The following is a 14,053-nucleotide window of genomic DNA, read 5'->3' on the forward strand; positions in this document are numbered from 1 at the left end:
CGTGGCGCGCTCCGTCACCCCTGAGTATTGGGACGAGGCGTGCAGGCACCTCGTCAAGCGCGACCGCGTGATGCGCAAGCTGATCCCGCAGTTCGGCGAAGGCCGGCTGCAAAGCCGCGGCGATGCCTTCACGACGCTCGCGCGTTCGATCGTCGGCCAGCAGAGTTCGGTGAAGGCCGCGCAGTCGTCGTGGGAGCGCGTGGCCGCGCTGCTCGACGGCGGCTCGCAGCGCATCCAGCCGGCCGCGGTGCTGGCGATCGAGGCCGCGCAGATGCGCGAGGCCGGGTTGTCGGCGCGCAAGATCGACTACCTCGTCGACCTGGCCCAGCATTTCGAGGCCGGCAGCGTGCACGTGCGCCAATGGCAGCAGATGGACGACGAGGCGATCGTCGACGAGTTGGTGGCGATCCGCGGCATCAGCCGCTGGACCGCCGAGATGTTCCTGATCTTCCACCTGATTCGCCCGAACGTGCTGCCGCTGGACGACCCCGGACTGATCAAGGGCATCAGCCACAACTACTTCAGCGGCGAGCCGGTTTCGCGGGCCGAAGCACGTGAAGTGGGCGACGCCTGGGTACCTTTTCGCTCGGTGGCCACATGGTACATTTGGCGCAGTCTCGACCCGCTTGCCGTGGCATATTGACGGCCCGCAAGCCGGCCCCCATCGTTGGGCCAGGGCATCCTCCTTCAAGAACAGGGATCAAGACAAATGAGCAAACGCCATTTCCTTGAATTCGAGCAACCCATTGCCGAACTCGAAACCAAGATCGAAGAGCTGCGCTACGTGCAAAGCGAATCGGCCGTCGACATCTCCGAAGAGATCGACCGCCTGGGCAAGAAGAGCCAGCAGCTCACGAAAGATGTCTACGCGAGCCTGACGCCGTGGCAGGTCACGCAGATCGCCCGCCATCCGCAGCGTCCGTACACGCTCGACTACATCAGCGAGATCTTCACCGACTTTCAAGAGCTGAAGGGCGACCGCGGGTTCGCGGACGACCAGTCGATCGTCGGCGGCCTCGCGCGCTTCAACGGCCAGCCCTGCATGGTGGTCGGCCACCAGAAGGGCCGCGACACCAAGGAGCGCGCCGCGCGCAACTTCGGCATGTCTCGCCCCGAGGGCTACCGCAAGGCGCTGCGCCTGATGAAGCTGGCCGAGAAGTTCGGCCTGCCGGTGTTCACGCTGGTCGACACGCCGGGGGCCTATCCGGGCATCGGTGCCGAAGAGCGCGGGCAATCCGAGGCCATCGGCCGCAATATCTTCGAGATGGCGCAGCTCGAGGTGCCGATCATCTCGACCATCATCGGCGAGGGCGGTTCCGGCGGCGCGCTGGCGATCAGCGTCGGCGACCAGGTACTGATGCTGCAGTACTCGGTGTACTCGGTGATCTCGCCGGAAGGCTGCGCATCGATCCTGTGGAAGACCTCGGAGCGTGCGTCCGACGCTGCCGAAGCGCTGGGCATCACGGCCCATCGGCTGAAGGCGCTGGGCCTGGTCGACAAGATCGTCAACGAGCCGGTCGGTGGCGCGCACCGCGACACGAAGCAGATGGCGTCGTTCCTGAAGCGTGCGCTGAATGATGCGCTGCGCCAGGTCAGCGACCTGAAGCCGAAGGAACTGCTGCAGCGCCGCTACGAGCGCCTGCGCGGCTACGGCCGCTTCAGCGATACCAAGGACCACTGACCCCGCCGTGGCGACGTTGGCGCCGAAGCGCGTCGCGGTCGCCTACAGCGCGGGCCGCGACTCGACGGCCCTGCTGCATGCCACCGTGCATGTGGCGCTCGGCACCGGTGTCGAGGTGCTCGCGCTGCATGTCCACCATGGGCTGAGCCCGCAGGCCGATGCGTGGCTCGCGCACGGTCAGCAGCAATGTGCGCGCTGGGCGCGCCGCGGCCTGCCGGTCCGGTTCATTTCCCATCGATTGAGCGACGCGCCGCGCGGCGGCGACAGCATCGAGGCCTGGGCGCGGCAGGCGCGCTACGGCGCCTTGCGCACGATGGCGCTGGCCGAACAGGCGGGGCTCGTGCTGCTGGCCCACCACCGGCGCGACCAGGCCGAGACGCTGCTGCTGCAGGCCTTGCGCGGCGGCGGTGTCGCCGGGCTTGCCGGCATGCCGCGCCGCGTCGAACGCGATGGCGTGGTCTGGGAACGGCCCTGGCTCGACACCCCCCGCGAGGCCATCGAGGCCTATGTGCGCAAGCACCGCCTGCGCTTCATCGACGACGACAGCAATGACGACGAGCGCTTCGCCCGCAACCGGCTGCGGCTCGCCGTGTGGCCGGCATTGGCGGAGGCATTTCCGCAGGCCGAGGGCTCGCTGGCGCAGTCGGCGCGATGGGCGCAGCAGGCTGCGGCCGCGCTCGACGAACTGGCGGCCATCGACCTCGAACGCGTGGCCGATGCGAGCGGCCTCGTGGTGAGCGAGTGGCGCACGCTGAGCGAAGCGCGGCAATCGAACGCGCTGCGGACCTGGCTCGCGACGATCGGTCAGCCGGCACCGGCCAGCCTCGTGCTGCGTCTGCAGCACGAGCTGGGCGGGCAGGGCGCCTGGCCGGCCGTCGGCGGCGAGTTGCGGGTGCACCGGGGCCGCCTGGGTTTCGTCGCCTCGCAGGCACTGCTCGCACAGGGGCTCGAAGCGCTCGACCGCGAGTCGACGCTGAGCGTGCTGCGCGCCGGTCGTCACGCCTTGCCCGGCTGGGGCGGCGAACTCGTCGTGACCCGCGTGAAGCGCGATGGCGTTCCGCTCGCATGGCTCGGTGCGCTGGCGTTGCGCGCGCGCGAAGGCGGCGAGCAGTTCCAGGCCGGGGTGGGCCGGCCGCCGCGCAGCCTGAAGAAGCAGTACCAGGCCGCCGCGGTGCCGGCGTGGGAGCGCGACGGCCCGCTGGTCTACAGCGGCGGGCAACTGGTGTTCGTGCCGGGCCTGGGCCTCGACGCCCGCGTGATCGGCCTGCCGGGGCAGGCGCAGGTGGCCCTGGCGTGGCGACGCACGGCCCTGCCGGAGGCCTGAATCCGCGCCGTTTTCGCGCGGTTAAAATGCCCGGTTGCGATCGACTCGCGACCCTTTTCTCCACTCGCGGCAAGACCCTCTTTCATGGCACTCATCGTTCACAAGTACGGCGGCACCTCCATGGGCAGCACGGAGCGCATTCGCAATGTCGCGAAACGCGTTGCCAAATGGGCCCGCGCCGGTCACCAGATGGTGGTCGTTCCTTCGGCGATGAGCGGCGAGACGAACCGCCTGCTCGGCCTCGCGAAAGAGCTGTCGCCGGCCTCGCCGACCACGGCCGTCGACCGCGAGCTCGACATGATCGCGTCGACCGGCGAGCAGGTCTCGGTGGGCCTGCTGTCGATCGCGCTGCAGGCCGAGGGGATGCAGGCCGTCAGCTACGCCGGCTGGCAGGTGCCGGTGCAGACCGACAGCTCGTTCACGAAAGCGCGCATCCAGAGCATCGACGACGCCCGCGTGCGCGCCGACCTGGCGCAGGGCAAGGTGGTGGTCATCACCGGCTTCCAGGGCATCGATGCCGACGGCCACATCACGACGCTGGGTCGCGGCGGCTCGGACACCTCGGCGGTGGCGGTGGCGGCCGCGATGAAGGCCGACGAATGCCTGATCTACACCGACGTCGACGGCGTCTACACGACCGACCCGCGCATCGTGCCCGATGCACGCCGGCTGCACACCATCAGCTTCGAAGAGATGCTCGAGATGGCGAGCTTGGGCTCCAAGGTGCTGCAGATCCGCTCGGTGGAGTTCGCCGGCAAGTACCGCGTGCCGCTGCGCGTGCTGTCGAGCTTCACGCCGTGGGACATCGACATCACCGAGGAATCGCGCTCGGGCACCCTGATCACCTTTGAGGAAGACGAGAAAATGGAACAAGCCGTTGTGTCGGGCATCGCGTTCAACCGCGACGAGGCCAAGATCACCGTGATGGGCGTGCCCGACAAGCCCGGCATCGCGTACCAGATCCTGGGCCCGGTGGCCGACGCGAACATCGACGTCGACGTGATCATCCAGAACATCTCGCACGAGGGCAAGACCGACTTCTCGTTCACCGTGCACCGCAACGACTACACGCGCACGATGGAGCTGCTGAAGAACACCGTGCTGCCGCAGACCGGTGCCGCGCAGGTGATGGGCGACACCAAGATCTGCAAGGTGAGCATCGTCGGCATCGGCATGCGTTCGCACGTGGGCGTGGCGAGCAAGATGTTCCGCTGCCTGAGCGAGGAGGGCATCAACATCCAGATGATCACCACCAGCGAGATCAAGACCAGCGTCGTGATCGACGAGAAGTACATGGAGCTGGCGGTGCGCTCGCTGCACAAGGCGTTCGATCTGGAGCAGCCCGCCGCCTGAAATCGCCTAAACTGCGGCTAGAATCGCAGTCTTCGCCGGAGTCGTGACCGAGTGGCCGAAGGTGCTCCCCTGCTAAGGGAGTATTCGCCTTAAAAGCGAATCGAGGGTTCGAATCCCTCCGACTCCTCCAGAACAGTGTCCAGCGAGTTCTTCACAGAAACGCGCTGAACACCATCAAAGCCCCGCCAACCTTGCGTTGCGGGGCTTTTTTGTTGCGGGCTTTTTGCCTCAGGGCTCCAGCATCCGCTTCTCCGGCTGTTCCTTCAGCGCGCGCTCGACAGCCTCCCGGCCCGGCGTGCCCGCCGCCAACGCCTTGTGCAGGTTGTCGACGTACTGAGGCCGGCGCTTCGGTGGCAGCAGCGGGCTCGGCGGCATCGACGACGGCCTCGGCCAGCGCCGGACCGTCATGCGCCAGCGCCGCATCGAGCACGCCGGCGCAGTCTTCGGCGCGTTCGGCACGCCATGCCTTCAGCCCGAAGCCTTCGGCCACCTTCACGAAGTCGATCGGCTGCAGGCTGCATTCGTATTCGGGGTTGCCGAGGAACATCATCTGTTCCCACTTGATCTGGCCGAGCGAATCGTTGCGCACGACGACGATCTTGATCGGCAGGCCGTAGCGCACCACGGTGGCCAGTTCGCCGAGCAGCATGGTGATGCCGCCGTCGCCCGCGAACGCCACCACCTGCCGTCCCGGGTACGCCAGCTGCGCGGCAATCGCATACGGCAGCGCGCAGCCCATCGACGCCATCAGCCCCGAGCCGCCGTAGCGCTGGCCCTCCCGCGCCTCACAGTAACGGGCCAGCAGGCCGGTGTTGTGACCCGAATCCCACGCGACGATCGCATCGGCCGACAGGCGCTCGCCCAGGTCGCGCGCGATGCGCCCCGGCTTCATCGGCGCGCCAGGCCGCTCGACCGCATCGTGCAGCAGGCGGCGCCATTCCTGCATCGCCTGCTGGGCTGTCTGCAGGAAGTTGCGGTCGTCCTTGCGGTGCAGTCGCGAACGCAGCGCCTCCAGCGTGGCCCGCGCGTCGCCCACGAGACCCACGTCGACCGGAAAACGCAGGCCGATGCGCGCGCCGTCGAGATCGACCTGCACGCCGGCGGCCTGCCCCGGCCGCGGGTAGTACTCGATGTAGGGAAACGTCGATCCGACGATGAGCAGCGCGTCGCAGCTTTCCATCACCTCCTGCGATGGCCGCGTGCCCAGCAGGCCGATGCCACCGGTCGTGTGGGGATGGTCGTCGGGCAGCAGCGCCTTGCCGAGGAGCGCCTTGACGATCGGCGCACCGAGCAGGTCCGCCACGTCGAGCAGGACCTCGCGGGCACCCATCGCGCCCTGGCCGGCGAGCACGGCAACCCGGGTCGCGCGGTTCAGCACATCGGCGGCCCGGTCGAGGTCGGCTTCGGTCGGCAGCGGCCGCGTCCCGGCGGGCTCGAACGAGGCATGGTGCGCGACGTTGCGTGCCGATGACTTGACCGACTGCAAGGCCTGCTCCTGTACGTCGGTCGGAATCGCGAGGTGCGAGACGCCGCGCCGCGCCAGCGCCATGCGGCACGCGAGCGCCACCGCGTTCTCCACATGGGCCGCGCTCATGATGCGCGTCGTGTATTCCGCCACGTCGGCGAAGAGCTTCGTGTGGTCGACGTCCTGCTGCGTGAAGGTGTCCGCGATGTCGTGGTGCGGCAGGCCGGTGATGGCCAGCACCGGCGCCCGGTCGAACTTCGCGTCGTACGGGTCGTGCGAACGCGGGCCATCGAGGCTCGTGCCGCCGGCTGCGTTGTCGTGGCTTGCAGCAAAAGCTGCCGACCGCAGCACGTGGTTGCTACGCCTCCTCTTCCTCGCTCACCTCGTCGATGACGCCCAGCTCCTGCAGCAGCTCCATCCGGCGCCGGTCAAGTCGTTCACCGAGCGCTGCGAGGTCCATGCCGGCTCGGCGCGCCTGCGGGAACAGCTCGCCTTCCTCTTCCTTCACGTGGTGGTCGATGTACTCGCCGAGCACCTTCACCTTCGCGTCGTACAACTCGTCGATCGGGTTCGACTCGCGCAGCTGGGCGATCAGGTCCTTCGCCGATGCGTGCTCCACCGTCGCTTCGTCGACCAGGTCGGGGTCCTTGATCGCCTCCTTCGCCGCCGGGTAGAAGATCTCCTCCTCGAGCTGGGCGTGCACCGACAGCATCGCGCAGATCTGTTCGGCGATCGGCTGCTTCTCGTCGTCTTCGGCGTCGTGGTCGACGAGGCGCTGGTACTCCTGGAACAAGCCCTTCACGTCGCGGTGGTCCGCCGTCAGCAGCTTGATGGCGTCCAGAGCGCCGGGCGCGGCGCCGCTGCGCGATCCGCTGCGTTGTTTCGTGGCGTTTGCCTTGCTGGCCGAGTCTTTCGTTGCCATGTGGGTACTCCGACAGTTGCCCGGCGCGACATGCGTCCGGTGCTGCTGAACGGCAAGCTGCGTTCCCTATCGCGACGGGCTGCGGTTCCCGGCATGCGCTGCCGCGCGGTGCTCACAGTTCCGGCAGGGCCTTCCTGAGGACGCGATAGCAGTGGCGGTAGCCCTCGGCAGTCGGATGCACCTGGTCGGCGGCGATGAAGCGCGACGGGTCGGCCGTGAAGAAGGCCTTCTCGCGCGGCTCGCAGAAATCGATGAAGCGAATCCCGAAGCGCTCGGCGCCTTGCCGGAACACCTCGCATGCGCGGATGCTGCGCCGCGACAGCAACCACGAGAACGGCGGCACGAACGCCGGCAACAGGCCGATGTCGGGCGGGCCCAGCCATACCACCAGGCGCGCCAGCGGAACGAGTTGCGAAAGCAGTTCGTCGACGCAGCGCCGCAGCTGCGCCGGTGGCGTGCCGCGCAGGATGTCGTTGCCGCCGGCATGCAGCAGCAGCAGGTCCCACCGTTGACGGGGGGGTGGCAGGTGCCGCAGTTGCTCGGCGATGTTGTCCAGGCGTGCGCCGCTGCGGCTCACGTTCAGCAGTTCGGCGTCGGGGCGGTCGGCGGCCAGCAGCGCGGCCAGCGATTGCGCTGCCTGGGCACCGACGCCCACGCCGGTGCTGTCGCCCATGATCAGCACGCGCATGCCCGGCTGCGTCGGCCGGTGGCCGAACGCCGTCGCGGCCGAGATGATGCCGCGGCCGACCCGCAGGGTCCTGGCGATCTTGAGCCCTTGCAGCACCAGCACGCCGGCCATCGGAAACATCGCGCCGGCCACCAGGGCCCGCTTCCACCCGGGGCGCTTCATCGTTGCAACTCTCCTTCGACAGGCTGTCCTTCGACAAGCCCGTCGATGCGGCAAACGGCATTCCGCTCCAACGGCCCGGCTCATGCCGGATCGCGGGCGCGGTCGCGCCAGAACGCCACGTCGAACAACTGCCTGGCCCCGGTCCGCTCGTTGACCAACCAGAACTGCGTGCCGTCCGGGCTCAGGCCGCACACCTCGCCGGTATGCCGGCCCGCGACCACGCGCCGTCCCATCGCGTTGACCGGGAAGTCCGACCGCCGTGCCAGCTCGATCAGCGGCACCGCCTCGCGCGCATCCCCGGCCAGCCGCATCCGCTGCACGATCGGCGCGAGCAGCGGGTTGGCCGCATCCGCCGGCGACAGGTAGACGATCACCTTGGCCTGCGCGCGGCTGAGCACCACGTTCACCAGCCGCTGCGCCTCTTCGGTCTGCAGGAAGGGCTGCGCGCCATCGGCTGGATCGAACAGCACCACCGGCGCCTCGCTGCCCTGCGCTCGGTGAACGGTGCTGACCTTCACCGCTTCGGGCACCCCGCAGGCTCGCAGGCGCTGGCGGATCAAGGCCCGCTGCGCCCGGAATGGCGTCAGCACGATCAGCTCATGCGGCTGCCATTCACCGCTCGCCAGCGCGCCGGCCACCGCCTCGGCGATCGCGTCGGCCGATTCGCGGCGCACCGGTCCGCGTTCGGCCGCCGACCACGCGCCGTCTGTCTTCAGCCGGTGCACGTGCACATGCGTGTCAGCATCGATCCCGCCCAGCGCTCGCCGACGCGCCGCCTGCCATTCCGGCGAAGCCTGCGTGTCGGCCGCCACGCGCAGCGCGCCGTCGTAGAACAGATCGCTGACCAGTTCGCTGATCGGCCCGGCCATGCGCGACTGTTCGTCGAGCAGCACCACCGACGGCCCGCCGCGCGGCATCTCCGCAAAGGCCGAGCGGCCCAGCCAGCGGCGTGCGGCGCGGTCGGTGCTGCGCAGCACCGGCGAGAGCTGCTGCGGGTCGCCGGCGAACAGCCGCGCGCGACCCAGCGGCATCAGCGCCAGCGCGTGCGCCAGGCTCACCTGGCTGGCCTCGTCGAACACCACCAGGTCGAAGGGCGGCTCGCCGTCAGCCGACAGCTCGCGCAGCGTCTTCAGCGTGAACGCCGCGCGCGTGGTCGTCATCGCGGCGAGCCGGCAGCGCTGCAGCACCTGCAACGAGGCCTTGCGCAGTTCATCGCGCAGCGCCGCCACGCGGTCGGCCCAGGCCTTCAGCGCAGTCGCGTCGCGCGACGACGGCCGCGCCGCCTCGGCGCGCGCCAGCCGGGCGATCAGGTCGTGGTCGTCGGTCGGGATCAGGTGCTCGCGGCCGGCATAGGCCGCCGCATCGAAGCGCGTGCCCAGCCGCTGCACCGCGGGTCGGCAGTGCTCTCGCCGGCCCTTCTGCAGCGCCTTGTCGATCGCGAGCGTCGCCAGGTCGACCGCCTGGTTGGTGGTCGACAGCAGCAGCACGCGGGCGGCGGGGCGGGTGTCGAGGTACTCGGCCAGCAGCACGCCCAGCGTCGTCGTCTTGCCGGTGCCGGGCGGCCCCCACAGGAAGGCGCTGCCGTGCCGCACCAGCGACAGCGCCTCGCGCTGTGCCGGCCGCAGCCAGCGGAACGGCGCGCCGCTCAGCGCGGGCCCGTCGTCGACGCGCTGCGGCCGGGCCAGGTCGGGCAGGCACGCCAGCGCGCGCTCGGCCCAGGGGGTGTCCCACCAGGCGTCGGCGACGGCGTTCAGGAAGCGGGTCGGGTAGAGGCGGATCAGGAAGTCGGCGCCCGGCGGCGGGGCGCTCGCGTTCTGCAGCACCAGCTGGTCGTCTTCGGGCAGCACGGCCAGCACGCTGGCACCGCCCTTGGCCGGTGCGCCCCACCAGGCGGAAGCGCCATCCAGGCTGTCGTCCAGCAGCGCCTGGGCCGAGGCGGAGCCGGGCCGCTGGCCCTCGGCATGCACGTGGCCGGGCACCAGCGTCACGCGCCACAGCGGGCCGTCGCGTTCGCTGCGCAGCACCTTGAAGTCGTAGTACTCGGGGGTGGCCGCGAGCTCGGCGTTCAGCGCCTCACGCAGGTCGGCAAGGCTCATGGTGCTCGCGGAGGTCGGAGGTCGGGTCGTCAAAAGCGGTCGGGCCGGGCGCGCAAACGCCCAGCCCGACCTGACCACCCGCACCTAATCACCAAGTGAAAATGGCTGCTCGGGATGATAGCGGTGCGACCCCGGCGCAGACCCGCGGGTTGTCCGCCGCAACCCGTGAACTTTTCTCGGCGGGTGCGGCTGAGGGGGCCCGCTGCGTCACGCCCGTCCGTCTCCCGCCAGGATCTGCCCCAGCGTCGCCGGATGCGGGGTCGACGGTGAGCTGAAGCCGGCGGCCGATGGCGCGAATGCCGCCATTGCTTCCACCAGCCCCTGCGCCTTGGCGTCCAGCAGGCCTGCGCTGCCGTCCCCCGCGTGGGCCTGGCTCAGGCTGATGCCCATCGTGCCTTGCTGCATCCGGGCGAGCACGTCGGCGTAGCTCCAACTGGTGCCGTCGTCGAAGCGGATCGATTCGACCGTCCAACCGCGGGCGCTGGCGCCGTTGCTGTTGAAGTAGTTCGAGATCGTGACCTGGTCGGTCGTGCCATTGACCTTCAGCAGCAGGTTGTCTCCGCTGCGGGTCAGGCCGACGTCGGCAACGGCGATGCCGGACTTGAACTGCAGCACGTCCTGCTTGCCCGCGGTGGGGTCGGCGCTGCCGTTCCAGCCGTCGGAGTCGTTGTTGATGCTGTCCTGGCCGTCGCCGCGGCCGAAGCGGTAGGTGTCGCTGCCGAAGCCGCCGACGAGGTAGTCGTTGCCGGCCCCACCATCGAGCACGTCGTTGCCGCCGTTGCCACCGTACTGGCCATCGCCATACAGGTTGTCGTTGCCGTCGCCGCCGAACAGCGTGTCGGCACCGACACCGCCGGTGAGCGCATCGGCGCCGGCGCCACCGATCAGCGAGTCATTGCCGTTCTCGCCGTTCAGCGAGTCTCCGCCGTCTCCGCCGTCCAGTGTGTCGTTGCCGTCGCGTCCATACAGCGCGTCGTCACCGGCCAGCCCGGCGACGGCGTCATCCGTCGCGTAGGCGGTGATGGTGTCGTTCCCACTCGTCGCGCTGACGAGCAGCCGCGCCTTCACGTCGGCGACGCTCCACGAAGTGCCATCGTCGAAGCGGATCTGCTCGACAGCCCAGGTGCGCGCACTGACGCCATCGCCGTTGAAGTAGTTCGATACGGTGACTTGGTCGGTGCTGCCGTTGATCTTGACGATCAGGTTGTCGCCGCTGCGGGTCAGCGCAACATCGCTGGTCAACACCCCGGCCTTGAACTGCAGCACATCGGCCTTGCCGACGGTGGGATCGGCGCTGCCGTTCCAGCCGTCGGAGTCGTTGTTGATGCTGTCCTGGCCGTCACCGCGGCCGAAGCGGTACGTGTCGCTGCCGAAACCGCCAACGAGGTAATCGTTGCCGGCCCCACCATCGAGCACGTCGTTGCCGCCATTGCCGCCGTACTGGCCATCGCCATACAGGTTGTCGTTGCCGTCGCCACCGAGCAGCGTGTCGGCGCCGACACCGCCTGTGAGCGCATCGACCCCGGCGCCGCCGATCAGCGAATCGTTGCCGTTCTCGCCGTTCAACGAGTCGCCACCGTCTCCGCCATCCAGCGTGTCGTTGCCATCACGGCCGTAAAGCACGTCGTCACCGCCCAAGCCAGCGACGGCGTCGTCCGTCGCGTAAGCCGTGATGGTGTCGTTCGCACTGGTGGCGCTGACCAGCAGCCGCGCCTTCACGTCTGCAATGCTCCAGGTCGTGCCGTCGTCGAAGCGGATCTGTTCGACGGCCCAGGTGCGCGCACTGACGCCATCACCGTTGAAGTAGTTCGAGATCGTGACCTGGTCGGTCGTGCCGTTGATCTTGACGATCAGGTTGTCGCCGCTGCGGGTCAGCGCAACATCGCTGGTCAGCACCCCGGCCTTGAACTGCAGCACATCGGCCTTGCCGACGGTGGGATCGGCGCTGCCGTTCCAGCCGTCGGAGTCGTTGTTGATGCTGTCCTGCCCGTCGCCACGACCGAAGCGATACGTGTCGCTGCCGAAGCCGCCGACGAGGTAGTCGTTGCCGGCACCGCCATCGAGCACGTCGTTGCCACCGTTGCCACCGTACTGGCCATCGCCATACAGGTTGTCGTTGCCGTCGCCACCGAGCAGCGTGTCGGCACCGATACCGCCTGTGAGCGCATCGACCCCGGCGCCGCCGATCAGCGAGTCGTTGCCGTTCTCGCCATTCAGCGAGTCGCCACCGTCACCGCCATCGAGCGTGTCGTTGCCGTCGCGGCCGTACAGCGCGTCGTCACCGCCCAGGCCTGCGACGGCGTCATCCGTCGCGTAGGCCGTGATGGTGTCGTTCCCGCCGGTGGCGCTGACGAGCAGCCGCGCCTTCACATCGGCGACGCTCCACGAAGTGCCATCGTCGAAGCGGATCTGTTCGACCGCCCAGGTGCGCGCACTGACGCCATCACCGTTGAAGTAGTTCGAGATCGTGACCTGGTCGGTCGTGCCGTTGATCTTGACGATCAGGTTGTCACCGCTGCGGGTCAGCGCAACATCGCTGGTCAGCACCCCGGCCTTGAACTGCAGCACATCGGCCTTGCCGACGGTGGGATCGGCGCTGCCGTTCCAGCCATCAGAGTCGTTGTTGATGCTGTCCTGGCCATCACCGCGACCGAAGCGATACGTGTCGCTGCCGAAACCGCCAACGAGGTAATCGTTGCCGGCCCCACCGTCGAGCACGTCGTTGCCACCGTTGCCGCCGTATTGGCCGTCGCCGTACAGGTTGTCGTTGCCGTCACCGCCGAGCAGCGTGTCGGCGCCGACGCCACCGGTCAGCGCATCGACCCCGGCCCCGCCAATCAGCGAGTCGTTGCCGTTCTCGCCGTTCAGCGAGTCGCCGCCGTCCCCGCCGTCGAGCGTGTCGTTGCCATCGCGTCCGTAGATCACGTCGTTGCCGCCCAGGCCGAACAGGTTGTCATCGGTGGCAAAGCCGGTGATGGTGTCGTCCCCGGCGGTGGCGAGCGTCCGGGCCTTCACGGCGGCCAGGTCCCAGGTCGTGCCGTCGTCGAAGCGGATCAATTCGACCGCCCAGCCGCGCGTGCTGACGCCGTCGCCGACAAAGTAGTTCGAGATCGTGACCTGATCGGTCGTGCCGTTGATCTTGACGATCAGGTTGTCACCGCTTCGGGTCAGCGACACATCGCTGCTGAGCACGCCGGCCTTGAACTGCAACACGTCGGTCTTGCCGACAGTCGGGTCGGCACTGCCGTTCCAGCCGTCGGAGTCGTTGTTGATGCTGTCCTGACCATCACCGCGACCAAAGCGATACGTGTCGCTGCCGAAGCCGCCAACGAGGTAGTCGTTGCCGGCGCCGCCATCGAGCACGTCGTTGCCGCCATTGCCACCGTACTGACCATCGCCGTACAGGTTGTCGTTGCCGTCGCCACCGAGCAGCGTGTCGGCACCGACACCGCCTGTGAGCGCATCGGCGCCGGCGCCGCCGATCAGCGAGTCGTTGCCGTTCTCTCCGTTCAGCGAGTCGCCACCGTCACCGCCATCGAGCGTGTCGTTGCCGTCGCGGCCATACAGCGCGTCGTCACCGCCCAGGCCCGCGACGGCGTCATCCGTCGCATAGGCCGTGATGGTGTCGTTCCCGCTGGTGGCGCTGACCAGCAGCCGTGCCTTCACATCGGTGACGCTCCACGAAGTGCCATCGTCGAAGCGGATCTGTTCGACCGCCCAGGTGCGCGCACTGACGCCGTCACCGTTGAAGTAGTTCGAGATCGTGACCTGATCCGTCGTGCCATTGATGGTGACGATCAGGCTGTCGCCACTGCGGGCCAACGACACATCGCTGCTGAGCACGCCTGCCTTGAACTGCAGCACATCGGCCTTGCCGACGGTCGGGTCGGCGCTGCCGTTCCAGCCGTCGGAGTCGTTGTTGATGCTGTCCTGTCCGTCACCTCGGCCGAAGCGATAGGTGTCGCTGCCGAAGCCGCCGACGAGGTAGTCGTTGCCGGCGCCGCCATCGAGCACGTCGTTGCCGCCACTGCCACCGTACTGGCCATCGCCATACAGGTTGTCGTTGCCATCACCGCCCAGCAGCGTGTCGGCGCCGACACCGCCGGTGAGCGCATCGGCCCCGGCCCCGCCGATCAGCGAGTCGTTGCCGTTCTCGCCGTTCAGCGAGTCGCCCCCGTCGCCGCCGTCGAGCGTGTCGTTGCCGTCGCGGCCATACAGCGCGTCGTCTCCGCCCAGCCCTGCGACGGCGTCATCCGTTGCGTAGGCCGTGATGGTGTCGTTCCCACTCGTCGCGCTGACCAGCAGCCGTGCCTTCACATCGGTGACGCTCCAGGTCGTGCCGTCGTCGAAGCGGATCTGTTC

Annotated in this window: 9 protein-coding genes and 1 tRNA gene; 5 read left to right on the plus strand and 5 right to left on the minus strand. The window is 68.7% G+C overall.

The window, feature by feature from the left end:
- Window position 1: 1 nt before the first annotated feature.
- The 5 genes from BUE42_RS17940 to BUE42_RS17960 all read left to right on the plus strand — a co-directional run bounded on the left by BUE42_RS17940 (window position 2) and on the right by BUE42_RS17960 (window position 4,488).
- Window positions 2-643, plus strand: coding sequence for a DNA-3-methyladenine glycosylase family protein (locus BUE42_RS17940; protein ID WP_073466631.1), 642 nt, complete (start codon window positions 2-4; stop codon window positions 641-643).
- A 66-nt stretch (window positions 644-709) separates the two neighbouring features.
- Entirely contained in the window at window positions 710-1,681 is a 972-nt protein-coding gene (locus tag BUE42_RS17945) for an acetyl-CoA carboxylase carboxyltransferase subunit alpha (protein ID WP_073466632.1), read from the plus strand.
- A gap of 7 nt (window positions 1,682-1,688) precedes the next feature.
- Entirely contained in the window at window positions 1,689-3,005 is a 1,317-nt protein-coding gene (gene tilS, locus BUE42_RS17950) for a tRNA lysidine(34) synthetase TilS (protein WP_073466633.1), read from the plus strand.
- Between the two features lie 84 nt (window positions 3,006-3,089).
- Window positions 3,090-4,358 carry an aspartate kinase gene (locus tag BUE42_RS17955; RefSeq protein WP_073466634.1) on the plus strand — a complete coding sequence of 423 codons (1,269 nt, stop codon included), beginning with the start codon at window positions 3,090-3,092 and terminating at the stop codon, window positions 4,356-4,358.
- Window positions 4,359-4,395: 37 nt separating this feature from the next.
- Window positions 4,396-4,488: transfer RNA gene (locus tag BUE42_RS17960), tRNA-Ser, on the plus strand.
- Window positions 4,489-4,509: 21 nt separating this feature from the next.
- Here BUE42_RS17960 and BUE42_RS17965 read toward each other — a convergent pair.
- From BUE42_RS17965 to BUE42_RS17985, 5 genes are all read right to left on the minus strand, one after another.
- Window positions 4,510-6,174, minus strand: a complete 1,665-nt coding sequence (locus BUE42_RS17965) for a thiamine pyrophosphate-dependent enzyme (protein WP_073466635.1) — start codon at window positions 6,172-6,174, stop codon at window positions 4,510-4,512.
- 7 nt (window positions 6,175-6,181) lie between these two features.
- Complete coding sequence (locus BUE42_RS17970; protein WP_073466636.1) at window positions 6,182-6,745, minus strand: hemerythrin domain-containing protein; 564 nt, start codon at window positions 6,743-6,745, stop codon at window positions 6,182-6,184.
- A 112-nt stretch (window positions 6,746-6,857) separates the two neighbouring features.
- Window positions 6,858-7,595: an SGNH/GDSL hydrolase family protein gene (locus BUE42_RS17975; RefSeq protein WP_073466637.1), complete on the minus strand. Its 738-nt coding sequence runs from the start codon at window positions 7,593-7,595 to the stop codon at window positions 6,858-6,860.
- Window positions 7,596-7,675: 80 nt separating this feature from the next.
- Window positions 7,676-9,691: a DEAD/DEAH box helicase gene (locus BUE42_RS17980; protein ID WP_073466638.1), complete on the minus strand. Its 2,016-nt coding sequence runs from the start codon at window positions 9,689-9,691 to the stop codon at window positions 7,676-7,678.
- Window positions 9,692-9,898: 207 nt separating this feature from the next.
- Window positions 9,899-14,053: beta strand repeat-containing protein (locus BUE42_RS17985; RefSeq protein WP_304442385.1), on the minus strand; the 4,155-nt coding region annotated here is incomplete at its 5' end.

Source organism: Rhizobacter sp. OV335, assembly GCF_900142965.1.
GTDB lineage: Bacteria > Pseudomonadota > Gammaproteobacteria > Burkholderiales > Burkholderiaceae_C > Rhizobacter.